The following is a 15,801-nucleotide window of genomic DNA, read 5'->3' as shown; positions in this document are numbered from 1 at the left end:
CCAGCACAAGGGCGTGGCCGCCATCGGCCGGGTCTTCGGACCCGTCATGCTCGTCTGGTTCGCCGTCCTGGGGCTCCTCGGGATCTCCGGCATCGTCGCCGAGCCCGGGATCCTCGCGGCGGCCAACCCGGTCCGGGCCGTCGATTTCATGCTCCACGCCGGCTGGCACGTCAGCTTCGCGATGCTGGGCGCGGCGTTCCTGGCGGTGACCGGCGGCGAGGCGATGTACGCCGATCTCGGCCATTTCGGTGCCCTGCCGATCCGCGTCGCCTGGTTCGTGCTGGTCCTGCCCGCGCTGGTGCTCAACTATTTCGGCCAGGGCGCCCTGCTGATCGCCGCGCCCGACGCCCTGGAGAACCCGTTCTTCCGCCTCAGCCCCGACTGGGGCCATCTGCCCCTCGTCGCGCTCGCCACGATGGCGACCATCATCGCCTCGCAGGCGATCATCTCGGGCGTTTTCTCCCTGACACAGCAATCGGTCCAGCTCGGCTTCCTGCCGGCCATGCGCATCGTCCAGACGGCGCACGACGAGCGCGGGCAGATCTACGTGCCGGCGGTGAACTGGCTGCTCGCCGCGGCGACGCTGACGGCCGTGGTGGTGTTCGGCTCCTCCGACGCGCTCGCCGGCGCCTACGGTATCGCGGTCTCGATGCTGATGGGCATCACGACGCTGCTCGCCGCGCTGATCGCGCTCCGCTGGGGCTATAACCCGCTCCTGGTCTTCGCGGTCAACGGCTTCTTCCTCGGCATCGACCTCGTGTTCTTCGCCGCCAACAGCGTGAAGATCCTGGAAGGCGGGTGGTTTCCCCTGGTGCTCGCCGGTCTCGTCGCCGCGATGATGCTGACCTGGAAGAAGGGGAACGAGCTGGTCGAGGAGGCGAGGGCCGCGCTGCGCCTGCCGGAGGACGTCTTCCTCGGCGGTCTCCAGCACCGCGACCTGCTGCGGCTGCCGGGCACGGCGGCGTTCCTCTCGGCGGCCGAGCACGGCATCCCGCTGCATCTCTCGCGCTTCGTGGAGCGCAACCACGCCCTGATGGAGCGCATCCTGATCATCACGGCGCTCTACGAGGAGACGCCCACCGTCCCGCGGGACCGGCGCGCCCACGTGACGATCCTGGCGCCGGATTTCTACAGGGTGATCCTGCGCTACGGCTTCATGGAGGAGGCCTCGATCCCCGAGGGGCTGGCCTGCGCGGTCGAATCGCGCCACCTGCCGCCGCACGTCCTCGACGACATGACCGTCTTCGTCGGGCACGAGACGATCATTCCGCGACGGGACAAGCGGGGCATGGCGCCCTGGCGGGAGAACCTGTTCGCCTTCATGCAGCGCAACGCCGAGCGCACCGGCGCCTTCTTCGGCGTGCCGACCCGGCAGGTCGTCGAGGTCGGGACCGAGATCGAGATCTAGACCTCCGCCGCAGACATTCCCGCCGCCCGGCAAGTCACCGCCGCGGCGCGGTCGAGAACAGGCCGAGTGGTGCCGAGAGATCGGAGCGCCGGCTCAGCCGCGATATGCCTCGATCAGCGCCCGGCGATTGGCGACGCCGCGGCCGGTGACGTCGCGCCGGTCCGGACCTGTTTCCGGCACGGACGCGCCGACGCACGAAAACTTGAGGCCGCTCTGCCGCGCCGCCGGGAACCGGAGCCTTCCGCCATCGTTCCGCCCCGACGCAGGCGTCGCGCCCCCGGGCTGCGCGCCGGATTGGAGAGACAGCATGAACAGGGATCATCTCGAGGGCGGCGTCCGCCATCTGCGCGGCCGGATCAAGACGGCTGCGGGCGCGGTCCGCGGCCGGGCCGCCGACCAGCTCGACGGCGCCTACGATCAGGCCGCCGGCGCCGCCCAGTACGCCTACGGCGAGGCCCGGGACACGGTCCGCGACCTGCGCCACGGCGGCGAGCACCTCATCGAGGAGGGCCGCACCCGGTTCCGCCACGTCAGCGAGCGCGGGCACGCCCTGGCGGACGAGGCGCTCGAGCGCGGCCAGCACTACCGCGACCGCGCCGTGCGCCACGGGCGCACCCTCGCGGCCCGCGCGGACGAGAACCGCGGCACGACCCTCGCCCTGGTGGCCGCCGTCGCGTTCGGCCTCGGGTGGCTGGCGCGGCCGGCCCGCTGAGCGGTGGACGGGACCTGATCCGGAGCGGGGCGGGCGTTCGCGCGGCCGCCCCGCCGAACAGAACGCATAAAGACATCTTTATGTCTTGATTGCTTCGTAGGCCGCGCGGTGGTAGGGGTTGCCCCGACCCGCAACGCGAACACGGAGCCATCGACTCATGGCCAAGGATTACATCGTCAAGGATATCGGGCTGGCCGATTACGGCCGGAAGGAGATCTCGATCGCCGAGACGGAGATGCCGGGCCTGATGGCGGTCCGCGAGGAGTACGGCGCCGCGCAGCCCCTGAAGGGCGCGAAGATCGCCGGCTCGCTGCACATGACGATCCAGACCGCCGTGCTGATCGAGACCCTGAAGGCGCTCGGCGCCGACATCCGCTGGGTCTCCTGCAACATCTACTCGACCCAGGACCACGCCGCCGCCGCCATCGCGGCCGCCGGCATCCCGGTCTTCGCCGTGAAGGGCGAGACCCTGGAGGAGTACTGGGACTACACCTCGCGCCTGTTCGACTGGCACGACGGCGGCATGCCGAACATGATCCTCGACGACGGCGGCGACGCGACCATGTTCGTCCATCTCGGCCTGCGCGCCGAGAACGGCGACACCGCGTTCCTCGACAAGCCGGCGAGCGAGGAGGAGGAGGTCTTCTTCGCGCTCCTCAAGCGCAAGCTCGCCGAGAAGCCGAAGGGCTGGTTCGCGGGCCTCGCGGACAGCATCAAGGGCGTCTCCGAGGAGACGACCACGGGCGTCCACCGCCTCTACGTGCTGGCCAAGGAGGGCAAGCTGCTCTTCCCGGCGATCAACGTAAACGACTCGGTCACCAAGTCGAAGTTCGACAACCTGTACGGTTGCAAGGAGTCGCTGGTCGACGGCATCCGCCGCGGCACCGACGTGATGATGGCCGGCAAGGTCGCGATGGTCGCGGGCTTCGGCGACGTGGGCAAGGGTTCGGCCGCGTCCCTGCGCAACGCCGGCTGCCGCGTGCTCGTGTCGGAGATCGACCCGATCTGCGCGCTCCAGGCCGCCATGGAGGGCTACGAGGTCGTGACCATGGAGGATGCCGCGCCGCGCGCCGACATCTTCGTCACCGCCACGGGCAACAAGGACATCATCACCATCGACCACATGCGGGCGATGAAGGACCGGGCGATCGTCTGCAACATCGGCCACTTCGACAACGAGATTCAGGTCGCCGGCCTGAAGAACCTCAAGTGGTCGAACATCAAGCCGCAGGTGGACGAGATCACCTTCGCGGACGGCCACCGGATCATCCTCCTGTCGGAGGGCCGCCTGGTGAACCTCGGCAACGCGACCGGTCACCCGTCCTTCGTGATGTCGGCCTCGTTCACCAACCAGACGCTGGCCCAGATCGAGCTGTGGTCCAACCCGGGCAAGTACCAGAAGCAGGTCTACACCCTGCCGAAGACGCTCGACGAGAAGGTCGCGGCCCTGCACCTGGAGAAGATCGGCGTGAAGCTCTCGAAGCTCCGCCCCGATCAGGCCGCCTATATCGGCGTCTCCGAGAGCGGCCCGTTCAAGCCCGAGCACTACCGCTACTGAGCCCGCATCGGCGACGGCGCGGACGGCCCCGTTCCCGGGGTCAGCACCGCGCCGCCGCGATCCGGCGGAGAGGTCCGATCGGACGATCCGAGAGCCCGGCGCGCTGCGCCGGGCTTTCTCGTTTGTCAACCGCCGACGACCGAATCGAACTGTGTCTTCTGTGTGTCGTTAACGGCTGATTATGCCGACTTCGCCCAAAGCCACGCTTCGTTCCCCTTCCGGGGCGATTCCGCCGCACTGTAGAGTGCGGGCGAATCTTAGATCGATGGGGCTGCGGCAGTTCGGGACGAGCGCCGCGGGAACGGTGCCTTCTGCGCCGCGCGGCGACGCGCGCCGGTCGGACAGCCATCGGGTACGGGGGCGGGGCAAACCATGGGTGTCGGTCGTGCGACACACGTTCGGATCGGCGTGGGCGCGCTCGCCCTGACGACGGCGAGCGCGGCCTTCGCCGAGCTGCCGGAGGCCGCCGCCGCGCATCCCGCGCGGGAGATTCACAGCGTGGCCGCCCTGGCGATCTTCGGCGGGCTCGTGGCCTTCGCGGTGATCCTGTCGCTCCTCCATCTCTACGAGCGCGGCCGGTGGACCCGCCGCGAGCGCGAGCTCGCCGCGACTCTCGACGTCCTGCGCGGCGCCCACGACCGGGCCGAGATGCTGCTCAACGCCGAGCGGCAGATCATCGTCACCTGGGATCAGCGCAGCGAGCCGGTGGTCGAGGGCGACATCAGCCTCGCCATCCACGGCGAGCGGCCGACCTCCGGCTACGCCCGCCGCGTGCTGGCTTTCGGCACGTGGCTCGTCCCCGCGGACGCGACCGCCGTGGAGACCGCCGTGGAGACCCTGCGGGCGCGCGGCACCGGCTTCGCGCTGAGCCTGCGGAGCCAGACCGGCAGGAGCATCGAGGCCCACGGGCAGGCCGTGGCGGGGCGGGCGCTCCTGCGCCTGCGCGAGACCAGCCAGGAGCGCTGCGAGATCGCCGACCTGCGCGCGGCCCTGGACGAGACCCGCCGCGGGCTCTCGGCCCTGTCGGGACTCCTCGACGCGATCCCGCAGCCGGTCTGGCGGCGCAACCGCGACGGCGGGCTGAGCTGGGTCAACGCGGCCTACGTGGCGGCGGTCGAGGCGGAGAGCCGCGAGGCCGCCCTCGACGCCGGCCTGGAGCTGTTCGACCGCCCGGCCCGGGAGACGATCGCCCGCGAGGAGGCGGCCCGGTTCGCCGGCCTGACCCGGAGCGTCCCGCGCCTCTCGGCCATCGTGGCCGGCAACCGGCGGATGCTCGACGTGTTCGAGACCGGGCTCGAGACCGGCCGCGTCGGCATCGCCATCGACGTCTCGGAACTCGAGAGCGTGCGCGCTGACCTGCAGCGGCAGATGAACGCCAACGTCCGGACCCTGGACCAGCTTCCGACCGCGGTCGCGATGTTCGACGTCTCGCAGCGTCTGATCTTCCACAACGCCGCCTATCGGCAGCTCTGGGACCTCGACCAGGCCTTCCTCGACAGCCGGCCCTCCGACGGGGAGATCCTCGACCACCTGCGGGCGGAGCGGAAGCTCGAGGAGCACGCGGATTTCCGCGGCTGGAAGCAGGGCGTTCTGTCCGCCTACCGGGCCGCGGAGGCGAACCAGACCTGGTGGTACCTGCCCGACGGCCGGACCCTGCGCGTGGTCGCGGATCCGAACCCGCAGGGCGGCCTGACCTACCTGTTCGACGACGTCTCCGACCGCCTGAACGCCGAATCGCGCTACAACGCCCTGCGCCGCCTGCAGGCGGAGACCCTGGACACGCTGGCCGAGCCGGTGGCCGTGTTCGGCGCGGACGGACGCCTGTCCCTCGCCAACCGCGCCTTCTTCACCGTGTGGCGGCTCGACCCCGAGATGGTCGAGGAGCGCCCGCACGTCGACGCGGTGATCGCCGCCTGCCGCGCGCTCGCCCCCGCCGAGGAGCCGTGGCTCGACATCCGCGACGCGGTGGTCGGCCTCGAAGCTCGCACCGCCCGGACGTGCCGCCTGGAGGTGGTGGACGGCACGGTCCTCGACTGCGCCGCGCAGCCGCTCCCGGAAGGCGCGACGCTCCTGACCCTGATCGACGTGACGGCGAGCGTGAACGTCGAGCGGGCGCTCACCGAGAAGAACGACGCCCTGGAGAAGGCCGCGCAGCTGCGCGACACCTTCGTGCACCACGTCTCCTACGAGCTGCGCTCCCCGCTCACCAACATCATCGGCTTCACCCAGCTTCTCGGCGACGAGACCGTCGGCGCGCTCAACGAGCGGCAGCGCGAGTACGCCGACCACATCATGCGCTCCTCGGCGGCGCTGCTCGTCATCATCAACGACATCCTCGACCTCGCCTCGATCGACGCCGGCTCACTCGAGCTGCAGCGGGAGGAGGTCGACGTCCAGGCCACCGTCGAGGCCGCGGTGCGCGGCATCGAGGACCGGCTCGCGGAATCGCACATCACCCTCGCCCTCGACGTGCCGGAGGATATCGGCAGCGTCCACGCCGACGGGAAGCGGGTGCGCCAGATCCTGTTCAACCTGCTCTCGAACGCCGTCGGCTTCTCGGATGCCGGCCAGCGCGTGGAGGTCCAGGCCCGCCGGACCGCGCAGGAGCTGCTCCTGAGCGTGCGGGACCACGGACGGGGCATGCCGCCCGAGATCGCCGATTCGGTGTTCAACCGCTTCGAGAGCCACACGCTCGGAACCCGGCACCGGGGCGTCGGCCTCGGCCTGTCGATCGTGCGCTCCTTCGTCGAGTTGCACGGCGGCCGCGTCCTGCTGGAGACGGCGCCGGGCAGCGGCACCCGCGTCACCTGCACGTTCCCGACCGACCACGCGGGCGAGGCCCGGCGCGCCCCGCCCGAACCCAAAGCGCCGCTCCCGCCACCACCGCCGCGCAAGCCCATCCTGACGCTGCAGCCGATCCGGCCGGAACCCCCGACATCCGACCGGCGAACCTCGCCGTAGCGCTTGATTCTTCGGCCGGTCCCGCGCAGCAGGGGGCATGTCCGCGCACGATCGTTCCGGCTGGGCCGTCTTCGGCATCGGCGACTTCCGCCTGTTCGGCTCGGCGCGGTTCCTCACGGGCCTCGCCTACCAGATGCAGGCCGTGGCGATCGGCTGGTTCGTCTACGACCTGACCCATTCCGCCCTGGCGCTGGGCCTCGTGGGCCTCGCGGGCTTCCTGCCGGCGGTTCTGTGCGCGCTGATCACCGGCCACGTCGCGGACGCCTACGACCGGCGCCTCGTCGGTGGCGCCGCCTTCGCCCTGCAGAGCGCGGCGAGCCTCGGGCTCCTCGCCTGCGCCCTCACGGGCGTGCACTCCGTCTGGCCGATCTACGCCCTCGTCATCGTCGTGGGCACGGCCCGGGCTTTCGCCAATCCGGCCCTGCAGGCGCTGCTGCCGACCCTGGTGCCCGGACCGCAATTCAGCTCGGCGATCGCGTGGAACGCGTCCCTCTGGCAGAGCGCGTCCGTGATGGGGCCGGCGCTCGGCGGCTTCCTCTACGCCCTCGGTCCCGGGGTCGTGTTCGGCCTGGCAGGGGGCAGCTTCGCCCTGGCCAGCGTCCTGACCCTGCTGATCCGCTTCCGGCCGGCGGCGGTGAGCGAGCGGCCGCCGATCACCTGGGCGGCGCTGTCGGCCGGCATCGACTACATCCGCTCGCAGCCGGTGGTGCTCGGGGCGATCAGCCTCGACCTGTTCACGGTGCTGCTCGGCGGCGCCACGGCGCTCCTGCCGATCTACGCGGCGGAGGTGCTGCATGTCGGGCCCCTGGGCCTGGGCGCGCTGCGGAGCATGCCGGCCTTCGGGGCGGTCGCCATGGCGGTGCTGCTGGCGAACTACCCCCTGCGGCGCCACGCGGGCGTGCGCATGCTCCGCGCCGCCGCGGTGTTCGGGGCCGCCACGGTCGCGTTCGGGCTGTCGACGTCGCTGCCGCTGTCGATGGCCTGCCTGTTCGTCACGGGCGCCGCCGACATGATCTCGGTCTACGTGCGCCAGACCTTCGTGCAGGGCGAGACGCCGGACGCGATGCGCGGCCGCGTCTCGGCGGTGAACACGGTGTTCATCGGCGCCTCGAACGAGCTCGGCGAGTTCGAATCGGGGCTGCTGGCCGCCGCGATCGGCGCGGTCCCGGCGGTGGTGGTCGGCGGCGCCGCGACGGTCGGGGTCGCGCTGCTCTGGGGCAAGCTCTTCCCGGCGTTGCGGGCCCGCGACCGGCTGATGGTGCAGGGATAGCGCGCGGTTTCGGAGGCGGCGCGTCTCGGATGACCGCGGTGGCGATCGTAGCGCCGCGAGCCGGCGCCGCACGGAGCGCGCGGCCCCTCTCCCGTGCGGGCGAGGGACAGGGTGAGGGGCGCGCCGTCCTTCAGAACCGTTGCACCACGACCGGGAACGGTCCCGGAGCCCGCCCCGCGAGCCGGGCTCCGCGACGGGCTCAGCGGCCCGACAGCAGCGGCGACCAGGTCGGGTCGGACGCGTAGGCGGGCGTCGGGACCGGCTGCTCCACCTTGCCGGTGATGTCGACCATGAACAGCTTGCCGCCGCCCTGGCCGCCCGGATCGCGGAAGAACAGCACGTACTGGCCGTTCGGCGCGAAGGTCGGGCCCTCGTTGTGGAAGCCCTCGGTGAGCACGCGCTCGCCCGAGCCGTCGGGCTTCGAGACGCAGATGGCGAAGCCGCCGTTGCGCTGGCGCGTGTAGGCGATCAGGTCGCCGCGGGGCGAGAAGGCCGGCTGCGAGGCCGAGCCGGGACCGAAGGTGATCCGGTGCGGGTTCGAGCCGTCCGCCCCCATCACGTAGACCTGCTGGGAGCCGCCGCGGTCGGACTCGAAGGCGATCTGCGATCCGTCCGGCGAGTAGGTCGGCGAGGTGTCGATCGCCATGCCGTTGGTGATCGAGCGCTGGGCCTTCGAGGCGAGGTCCATCGTCACGATGTCGGCGTTGCCGCCCTGCTGGACGCTCATCACGATCTTCCGGCCGTCCGGCGAGAAGCGCGGGCTCGCGCTCATCGAATCGACGTTGCCGAGCGCCTGGCGGGAGCCGGTCTCCAGGTTGATCATCTGCACCCGCGGCTGGTGGCCGGTGGCCTGGGCCATGAAGGCGATGTCCTGGGTGGCCGGCGAGTAGCGCGGCGCCACGATCGACATCTCGCCGGTGGTGATCGCCCGGACATTGGCGCCGTCCTGGTCCATGACCATCAGGCGCTTGCGGCGATTCTCCTTCGGGCCGGTCTCGTCCACGAAGGCGATGCGGCTGTCGAACCAGGGCCCGAGGCCGGTGATCTTGGTGTAGACCCCGTCGGAGATCAGGTGGCCGGTGCGCCGGACGTTGGCGGCGTCGGTGCCGTATTGCTGGCCGGTCATCTGCTGGCCGTTGGTCACGTCCCAGAGCCGGAACTCGACCTTGACCCGGCCGCCCTCGCGGACGACGCGGCCGGTGACGAGGCCCTGGACGCCGGTGGCGCGCCACTTCTCGAAGTTCGGGGCAGCGTCGAAATTCGGCTGCTCGGGGAAGCGGGCGTGATCGAGCGGCGTGAAGTAGCCGGAGCGGCGCAGGTCGTTGGTGACCACGCCGGAGACGAGGCCGGCGAGGCTCGGATCGCCGCCGAAATCCGCGATGGCGATGGGCATCGGCTGGAAGTTGCCGCCGCCGATGCGCAGCTGCAGCTGCGCCTGGGCGGGCCCGGCCAGGACGGCCGTCAGCAGGGTGAAGACCGCGATCAGGCGCGCGGCGAAGGACGTCGGGAGTCGCCCGACGGAGGGCAGGTGCAGCATGGTGGGTCGGATCCGAGTGACGATCTGACGAGGCGGCCGGATCAGGGCGGAAGAAGGGCTGGACGCCCTCAAGTCGCCGTGAACTCGAACTCCGCGTTGATGGCCTTCCAGTCGTTGTAGTACGGCGCGTAGGTGGCCGGGATGTTGTACGGCGCGCAGCGGCGGACCGCGCGGAGCGCGGCCTGCGCGATCGACTGGTCCACCGCGCTCGCCCCGCCGCGCATGATCCGCGGCTCGGTGCTGAGCGAGCCGTTGGGGTTCAGGCGGATGTCGAGCACCGGCAGGACCACGCCCTGGGCCGCGCCGGGCGGCGCCGAGTAGCAGCGCTCGATCTGCTGCTGGAGCAGCCCGACCAGGGCGTCGCGCAGCGACGGCGACAGGCGCTGCGCGTTGCCGGTCGCGGCGCCGAGCGCCGCCACCTTCTGCACCGCGTGGCCGGTGGCGCCGGTCGACTGCGACGGCGCCTTCGAGGCGAGCATCGAGCGGATGTCGCCCGCGTTGAACTTGTCGGCGAGCTCGGCCTGCTTGCGCGCCTTGGCCTCGGCGTCGGCCTTGGCCTTCGCGTCCGCCATGGCCTTCGCCTTCGCCTTGGCGGCGGCCTCGGCTTTGGCGGCCGCCTCGGCCTTGGCGGCCTCCGCCTTCGCCTTGGCGGCGGCCTCCGCCTTCTCGCGCTCGGCTTCGGCCTTGGCCTCCGCGATCTCCTTCTGGCGCTCGGCTTCCGCCTCGGCCTTGGCCTTCGCGTCGGCGGCCTTCTTGGCCGCTTCCTTGGCCGCCTCCTTGGCGGCTTCGGCCTTCTTCGCGGCGGCGGCCTTCTGGGCGGCCGCCGCGGCCTCGGCTTCCTGCTTCTCGATCAGCTTCTCGAGCTGCTCGCGCTTCTCGGCCTCGGCCTTCGCGACGGCCTCGGCCTTGGCCTTCGCCTCGGCCTTGGCGGCGGCAGCCTTCTCCGCCGCGGCCTTCTCGGCCGCCTTCTCTGCTGCCTTCTCGGCCGCCTTGGCGGCGGCCTTCTCGGCGTCGCGCTTCTCCTGCGCCGCCTTCTCCGCCGCCTTGGCGGCCTGGGCCGCCTCCTGCGGGTCGGGCTCGCCGCGCAGCGGCATCTCGTCCGCGTTGGCGAGCTTCATCTCGGCCGTGCGGGTCGGCGCGGTGGGCGCGTCCTGCTTGGCATTCTCGGGCTCGCGATCCTCGAACTTCTCCGCCTTGCGGTCGGCCCGCGACGTGGCGTTCGGCATCGGCTTGTCGGCCTGACGCTCGCCCTTGGTGATCTCGGAGAACTGGTTCTCGGTGATCACCTCGACGGGCACGCCCTCCTGGGCCTCCGGCAGGGCCGGGGCCGCGACACTGACCAGCGCCAGCGCGAGGAGCGCGACGTGGGTGCCGGCGGAGATCCAGACACCCGGTTCCTTGCGGTCGAAGCGGAACTCCACGGGACGGCCCTACTGATGCTCAGGCTCGGTGACGAGGGCGACTTTCTTGAAGCCGCCGCCGGTCACGATCGCCATCACCTGCGCCACCCGGCCGTAATCGACCCGCTTGTCGCCGCGCACGAAGACGCGCTCCTCGGTGCCGGTCTTGGCGGTCTCCATGAGCTTCGGCACGATCGTGTCGTCGGTGAGCTCGTCCTCGCCGAGGAAGACCTGGCCGGTCTGGCGGATCGACAGGGTGATCGGCTTCACGTCCGAATTGAGCGGCGCGGCCTTGGACTGCGGCAGGTCGAGGGGCACGCCCACGGTCATCATCGGCGCCGCGACCATGAAGATGATCAGGAGCACGAGCACGACGTCGATGAACGGCGTCATGTTGATCTCGTTGATGGGGCCGCCGCGGCGGCCCCGGCGCCGGCGGCGCTTGCCGCCCTGCGATGCGCCCGCTGCCATGCCCATGGATCGGTCTCCTCTGGATCAGCCGGTTCAGGCGGCGAGCGGCAGCCGCTCGTCGATCTGGCGGGAGAGGATGGCGGAGAACTCGTCGGCGAAACTCTCCAGCCGCGACTGCGCCTTGGAGACCTCGGCCTGGAGCTTGTTGTAGGCGAGCACCGCCGGGATCGCGGCGAACAGGCCGATGGCGGTGGCGAACAGCGCCTCGGCGATGCCGGGGGCGACGACCGCGAGCGAGGTGTTCTTCGAGGCGGCGATCGACGTGAAGGCGGTCATGATGCCCCAGACCGTGCCAAACAGGCCGATATACGGGCCGGCCGAGCCGATCGAGGCGAGGAACAGCAGGCGCGATTCGAGCCGCTCGACCTCGCGGTGGATGGTGACGTCGAGCTGCTTCTCGATGCGCTGCGACAGCGACTGGATCTGCCGGCCGGAGCCCTCGAAGCTGCGCTTCCACTCCCGCATGGCGGCGACGAACACGGCGGCGAGGCCCGTGGCCGGTCGGTCGTTGAACGAGCGGAACAGCTCCTCCAGCGAGCGGCCGGACCAGAACGCGTCCTCGAACGCGTCCATCTCGGCCTTGGTCCGGCGGAACAGCAGCGTCTTGTCGACGATGATCGACCAGCACCAGATCGAGGCGCTGAGCAGCCCGATCATCACGATCTTCACGACGAAGTGGGCCTGCAGGAACAGGCCGAGCAGCGTCATGTCGGCGACAGGCGCGGCCTGCATCGCGTCGGCTGGGTTCATCCGTCGAGGTCTCCTGCTCCGGATCGCGATGCGCCGGGCGAGGCCCGCGTCCGCCGGATCCGTGAGCGATATCAAGGCTGTCGCCCGCGAATCTGTCGAAAGTAAGGGCCGTCGACGACCCCCGCGCCCCGCCGTGGCATCGCCTCCGTTAAGGGCGCGGCAGGGTTAAGGATCGGTTTCGATCCGGGCGATCCTGAGGCACGCGGCAGCGAAGGCCGGGCCGTGCGGGCTGGACCTGCCGAAAGCGCCTCCCGTATGGTCGCGGCAAGCGGCGCCGAGTCGACAGCCCTGAGATACGCAGGACGCGCATGACCCTCCCCGTTCCCAGCCTGCCCGATCTGCTCCCCACCGGTCCGGCCCGGTTCCTGGGCTGGTCCATGATCGCCGACCCGATGCTGGCCGGCTTCCTGGCGCGCGCGGGATTCGACGCCGTCCTGCTGGACCAGCAGCACGGCACCTACGACTACAAATCGTCCTGTGCGGCGATCACCGAGGTCGCCCTCGCGGGCAAATCGAGCCTCGTGCGCGTGCCGGTGGGCGACTTCGCCATGGTCTCGCGGATGCTCGACGCGGGCGCCGCCGGAATCGTGGCGCCGATGATCAACACCGTCGCGGATGCCGAGGCCCTGGCCGCCGCCGCGAAGTTCCCGCCGGTCGGCCAGCGGAGCTGGGGACCGGACCGGGCCATGTGGCTCTCGGGGCTCCGGAACGGCGCGGACTACCTCGCGGGCGCCAACGACCGGGCGCTCACGATCGCCATGTGCGAGACCGAGGCGGGGATCGCCGACCTGGAGGCGATCCTCGCCGTGCCGGGCATCGACGGGGTGCTGGTCGGGCCCGCCGACCTGTCGATCGCCCTGTCGAAGGGGGCGGTCATCGACCCCCTGGGATCGGCGGTGACGGCGGCCCTCGGCGAGATCGCGCGCAAGACGCGGGCGGCGGGCAAGATTCCCTGCGCCTTCGCGCCGTCGCCGGCGCGGGCCCGGGAGATGGTCGGGATGGGCTACCAGCTGGTCTCGGTCGAGTACGACGCCCTGACGATCGTCAACGCCTTCGCCCGGGTCCTCTGCGAGGCCGACCCGTCGCGGGCCGGCTGACCGCCGGCCGGTGCCTAGGCGGCGTCGCCCGGTGCGAGCCGCCGCCGCAGCGCGTCGGGAAGGCGAACGGCGCGGCCGTCGCGCACGCAGGCGACCGTGACCTCCGCGGCGACCAGCACCGCGTCGGCCCGCCGCACCTCCTGGGCGAGCTGCATCGAGGCCCCGCGCAGGGCGCGCGTGCGGGTGACGACGGTCAGCAGGTCGTCCATCCTGGCCGGGCGGAGGAAATCGAGACTCATCCGCCGCACCACGAAGACGAGGCCGCGCGCGTCGCGGTGCAGGTCCGACTGGTCGCCGGCGAGCGCCCGCAGCAGCTCCGTGCGGCCGCGCTCGAGGAAGCGCAGGTAGCTGGCGTGGTAGACGAAGCCCGAGAAGTCGGTGTCCTCGTAGTAGACGCGCACGCCCAGCCGGTGCGGTGGGGGGCCATCCTCCGAAGGTCCGTCGGTGCCGGGCTCGATCGCGCTCATGCGCCCCTTTAGCGACGGGCGGCGCAGGGGCGCAACACGACGAGGGCCGCCCTGGGGCGGCCCTCGCGGGATCACGCGGTGCGCGCGGTTCAGCCGCCGATGCGGGCGGCGATGGTCGCCGAGTGGGCGTGCTCGTCGGCAATGTACGGCAGGGCCTCGGTGGCGAACTTGCGACCCTGGGCGTTGTCGCCCTGCTTGGCGTAGGCGTCGTAGAGCGCCAGGGTGCGGGCGTCCGAGCGGGCCTGCTGATCGATGTAGGTCCGGTCGAAGGCCCGGCCGTTCGGGGCCGCCTGGAGCTGCGCCAGCCGCGCCTGGCCGCGCTCGCCGAGGGCGACGCGACGGCCCGGCTCGGCCGGGCTGTTGTCGACGATGCCGACCGCGCCGAGGGCGCCGCCGACGATCCCGGTGCCGATGTTGGCGGCCACCGTCACCGGCGCGAGCACGAGGCCCACCGGGTTGCTCAGGTCGGTGCGGATGCCCTGGTTGTCGGAGACCACCGAGCCGTTGCGGGTCAGGGAGGTGTTCGGCGGCAGCAGCGCGTCCGTGGTCGCCTTGCGCTCGACGAGGACGCGGTTGGCGTAGTTGCGGACCTGCGGGTTGCGCGACCGCTGAAGGGCGATGCGGCTCGCCTCGATGCTGGCGGCGTCCGAACGGAGCGCCTCGGCCCGGAAGGCGGGCGTCTCGGTCGCGGCGGCGCCGACGCCGTCCTGGTTGGCGAAGGGCAGCACGCGGATCGGCAGGGCGTCCTGCGCGAAGGCGGGCGCCGAGATCGCGGCGACGGACAGGCCGAGAACGGCGAGCGTGAGCTTCTTCATGGCGGAAGTTTATCCCTGACGTTGTTCTTGAGATCGCGAAGATCTGCCGCGACCGCAGAGGCAGGACCCCGATCGAGACAGCCTTGCCGGCGCCGAGCGGACCCGGCGCGGTCGCCTCCACAACTGTCGCGTTTCGGGCCTGTTCCACGCGATCCGGCACATTTTTACAGTACACAGATCCGTGATGACCCGACCTAAGCTTGGCAATATTGTCCGGCAACCGTCGGGAAAACGGATTGCGTCGCAGCGACTTGCCGATGCCGCGGGGCGCGATCGCGCCGGCAGGGGCGCGGATCGGGGCGCGCGGAGCGCATGTGCCGCGGGAAACGCTGGTCCGAACTCAGTGCATAGAGCGGTCGGGGCCGCCTCACGGCTCCTCGTCGCCGAAGAAGCCGAACTGCCCGGGGGTCTCGCGCGTCGGTTCCGGGATCTGCATGTGCCGGTACGCGTGTCGTGTGAGGACGCGGCCGCGGGGCGTGCGCTGCACGAAGCCGCGCTGGATCAGGTAGGGCTCGATGATGTCCTCGATGGCGTCGCGCGGCTCCGACAAGGCCGCGCCGATGGTCTCGATCCCCACCGGGCCGCCCCCGAACGCGCGCGCGATCAGGCTCAGGTACTTGCGGTCCATCACGTCCAGACCCGCCCCGTCCACGTCCAGGAGCTGCAGCGCCCGGTCGGCGATCGCCCGCGTCACCGTCTCGGCCTCCGCCACGACCGCGAAATCCCGCACCCGCCGCAACAGCCGCCCCGCGATCCGCGGCGTGCCCCGCGCCCGCCGGGCGATCTCGTTGGCGCCCTCCGCCGACATGCCCAAGCCCAGGACCCGCGCGCCGCGCGCCACGATCTGCTCCAGCTCGTCGATCTCGTAGAACTCCAGCCGGATCGGGATCCCGAACCGGTCGCGCAGCGGCGTCGTCAGCAGCCCCGCCCGCGTCGTGGCGCCGACCAGGGTGAACTTCGGCAGCTCGATCTTGACCGAGCGCGCCGCCGGGCCCTCGCCGATGATCAGGTCGAGCTGGTAGTCTTCCATGGCCGGGTAGAGGATCTCCTCGACCGCCGGGTTGAGCCGGTGGATCTCGTCGATGAACAGGACGTCGCGCTCCTCCAGGTTGGTGAGCTGCGCGGCCAGGTCGCCGGCCTTGGCGATCACCGGCCCGGAGGTCGAGCGGAAGTTCACACCCAGCTCGCGCGCCACGATCTGGGCCAGCGTCGTCTTGCCCAGCCCCGGCGGACCGACGAACAGCACGTGGTCGAGCGCCTGACCGGTCTTCTTCGCAGCCTCGATGAACACCTGCATGTTCGCACGCGCCGCACGCTGACCGATGAACTCCGACAGGCTCAGAGGGCGGATCGTC

The 15,801-nt window shown here is 71.3% G+C and carries 13 protein-coding genes; 6 read left to right on the top strand and 7 right to left on the bottom strand.

Annotated features, from left to right (window positions below; all coding sequences use genetic code 11):
- The 5 genes from ACTJK8_RS30700 to ACTJK8_RS30680 form a co-directional block, all read left to right on the top strand.
- On the top strand, nt 1–1,408 hold a 1,408-nt coding region (locus ACTJK8_RS30700), incomplete at its 5' end, for a KUP/HAK/KT family potassium transporter (RefSeq protein WP_440763064.1).
- Between the two features lie 307 nt (nt 1,409–1,715).
- Complete coding sequence (locus tag ACTJK8_RS30695; RefSeq protein ID WP_063111554.1) at nt 1,716–2,120, top strand: hypothetical protein; 405 nt, start codon at nt 1,716–1,718, stop codon at nt 2,118–2,120.
- 157 nt (nt 2,121–2,277) lie between these two features.
- Nucleotides 2,278–3,678: an adenosylhomocysteinase gene (ahcY, locus tag ACTJK8_RS30690; protein WP_012317745.1), complete on the top strand. Its 1,401-nt coding sequence runs from the start codon at nt 2,278–2,280 to the stop codon at nt 3,676–3,678.
- A gap of 372 nt (nt 3,679–4,050) precedes the next feature.
- Nucleotides 4,051–6,639 carry a sensor histidine kinase gene (locus ACTJK8_RS30685; RefSeq protein ID WP_012317746.1) on the top strand — a complete coding sequence of 863 codons (2,589 nt, stop codon included), beginning with the start codon at nt 4,051–4,053 and terminating at the stop codon, nt 6,637–6,639.
- A gap of 37 nt (nt 6,640–6,676) precedes the next feature.
- Nucleotides 6,677–7,909, top strand: coding sequence for an MFS transporter (locus ACTJK8_RS30680; RefSeq protein WP_012317747.1), 1,233 nt, complete (start codon nt 6,677–6,679; stop codon nt 7,907–7,909).
- A gap of 199 nt (nt 7,910–8,108) precedes the next feature.
- On the opposite strand, the gene tolB is transcribed toward ACTJK8_RS30680, so the two are convergent.
- From tolB to tolQ, 4 genes are all read right to left on the bottom strand, one after another.
- Nucleotides 8,109–9,446 carry a Tol-Pal system beta propeller repeat protein TolB gene (tolB, locus tag ACTJK8_RS30675; RefSeq protein ID WP_012317748.1) on the bottom strand — a complete coding sequence of 446 codons (1,338 nt, stop codon included), beginning with the start codon at nt 9,444–9,446 and terminating at the stop codon, nt 8,109–8,111.
- Nucleotides 9,447–9,514: 68 nt separating this feature from the next.
- Nucleotides 9,515–10,867 (bottom strand): cell envelope integrity protein TolA, encoded by a 1,353-nt coding sequence (tolA, locus tag ACTJK8_RS30670; protein WP_012317749.1) that lies wholly within the window; start codon nt 10,865–10,867, stop codon nt 9,515–9,517.
- Between the two features lie 9 nt (nt 10,868–10,876).
- The gene (locus ACTJK8_RS30665; protein ID WP_012317750.1) at nt 10,877–11,323 is read right to left on the bottom strand and encodes an ExbD/TolR family protein; all 447 of its coding nucleotides are present in this window, start codon (nt 11,321–11,323) and stop codon (nt 10,877–10,879) included.
- Nucleotides 11,324–11,350: 27 nt separating this feature from the next.
- Entirely contained in the window at nt 11,351–12,067 is a 717-nt protein-coding gene (tolQ, locus tag ACTJK8_RS30660) for a protein TolQ (RefSeq protein ID WP_012317751.1), read from the bottom strand.
- A gap of 308 nt (nt 12,068–12,375) precedes the next feature.
- Here tolQ and ACTJK8_RS30655 point away from each other — a divergent pair, with 308 nt between their 5' ends.
- Nucleotides 12,376–13,164 carry an HpcH/HpaI aldolase family protein gene (locus ACTJK8_RS30655; RefSeq protein ID WP_012317752.1) on the top strand — a complete coding sequence of 263 codons (789 nt, stop codon included), beginning with the start codon at nt 12,376–12,378 and terminating at the stop codon, nt 13,162–13,164.
- A 14-nt stretch (nt 13,165–13,178) separates the two neighbouring features.
- Here the strand turns inward: ACTJK8_RS30655 and ybgC are convergent, their stop codons facing one another.
- From ybgC to ruvB, 3 genes are all read right to left on the bottom strand, one after another.
- Nucleotides 13,179–13,631: a tol-pal system-associated acyl-CoA thioesterase gene (ybgC, locus tag ACTJK8_RS30650; RefSeq protein WP_012317753.1), complete on the bottom strand. Its 453-nt coding sequence runs from the start codon at nt 13,629–13,631 to the stop codon at nt 13,179–13,181.
- Nucleotides 13,632–13,720: 89 nt separating this feature from the next.
- Nucleotides 13,721–14,446, bottom strand: a complete 726-nt coding sequence (locus ACTJK8_RS30645; protein ID WP_012317754.1) for a DUF4142 domain-containing protein — start codon at nt 14,444–14,446, stop codon at nt 13,721–13,723.
- A 367-nt stretch (nt 14,447–14,813) separates the two neighbouring features.
- Nucleotides 14,814–15,801 (bottom strand): Holliday junction branch migration DNA helicase RuvB (gene ruvB / locus ACTJK8_RS30640; RefSeq protein WP_440763063.1); only part of this gene is annotated, 988 nt, incomplete at its 5' end.

The sequence above is a fragment of the Methylobacterium sp. 22177 genome, from assembly GCF_052045615.1.
Lineage (GTDB): Bacteria > Pseudomonadota > Alphaproteobacteria > Rhizobiales > Beijerinckiaceae > Methylobacterium > Methylobacterium radiotolerans.
Note: the sequence above shows the minus strand (reverse complement) of the source record. Positions and strands in the feature narration are given on the sequence as shown.

Coding starts and splice junctions, on each gene's coding strand:
- ACTJK8_RS30695 (WP_063111554.1), top strand. CDS start 1,716: ATGAACAGGGATCATCTCGAGGGCGGCGTCCGCCATCTGCGCGGCCGG.
- ahcY (WP_012317745.1), top strand. CDS start 2,278: ATGGCCAAGGATTACATCGTCAAGGATATCGGGCTGGCCGATTACGGC.
- ACTJK8_RS30685 (WP_012317746.1), top strand. CDS start 4,051: ATGGGTGTCGGTCGTGCGACACACGTTCGGATCGGCGTGGGCGCGCTC.
- ACTJK8_RS30680 (WP_012317747.1), top strand. CDS start 6,677: ATGTCCGCGCACGATCGTTCCGGCTGGGCCGTCTTCGGCATCGGCGAC.
- tolB (WP_012317748.1), bottom strand. CDS start 9,446: ATGCTGCACCTGCCCTCCGTCGGGCGACTCCCGACGTCCTTCGCCGCG.
- ACTJK8_RS30665 (WP_012317750.1), bottom strand. CDS start 11,323: ATGGGCATGGCAGCGGGCGCATCGCAGGGCGGCAAGCGCCGCCGGCGC.
- tolQ (WP_012317751.1), bottom strand. CDS start 12,067: ATGAACCCAGCCGACGCGATGCAGGCCGCGCCTGTCGCCGACATGACG.
- ACTJK8_RS30655 (WP_012317752.1), top strand. CDS start 12,376: ATGACCCTCCCCGTTCCCAGCCTGCCCGATCTGCTCCCCACCGGTCCG.
- ybgC (WP_012317753.1), bottom strand. CDS start 13,631: ATGAGCGCGATCGAGCCCGGCACCGACGGACCTTCGGAGGATGGCCCC.
- ACTJK8_RS30645 (WP_012317754.1), bottom strand. CDS start 14,446: ATGAAGAAGCTCACGCTCGCCGTTCTCGGCCTGTCCGTCGCCGCGATC.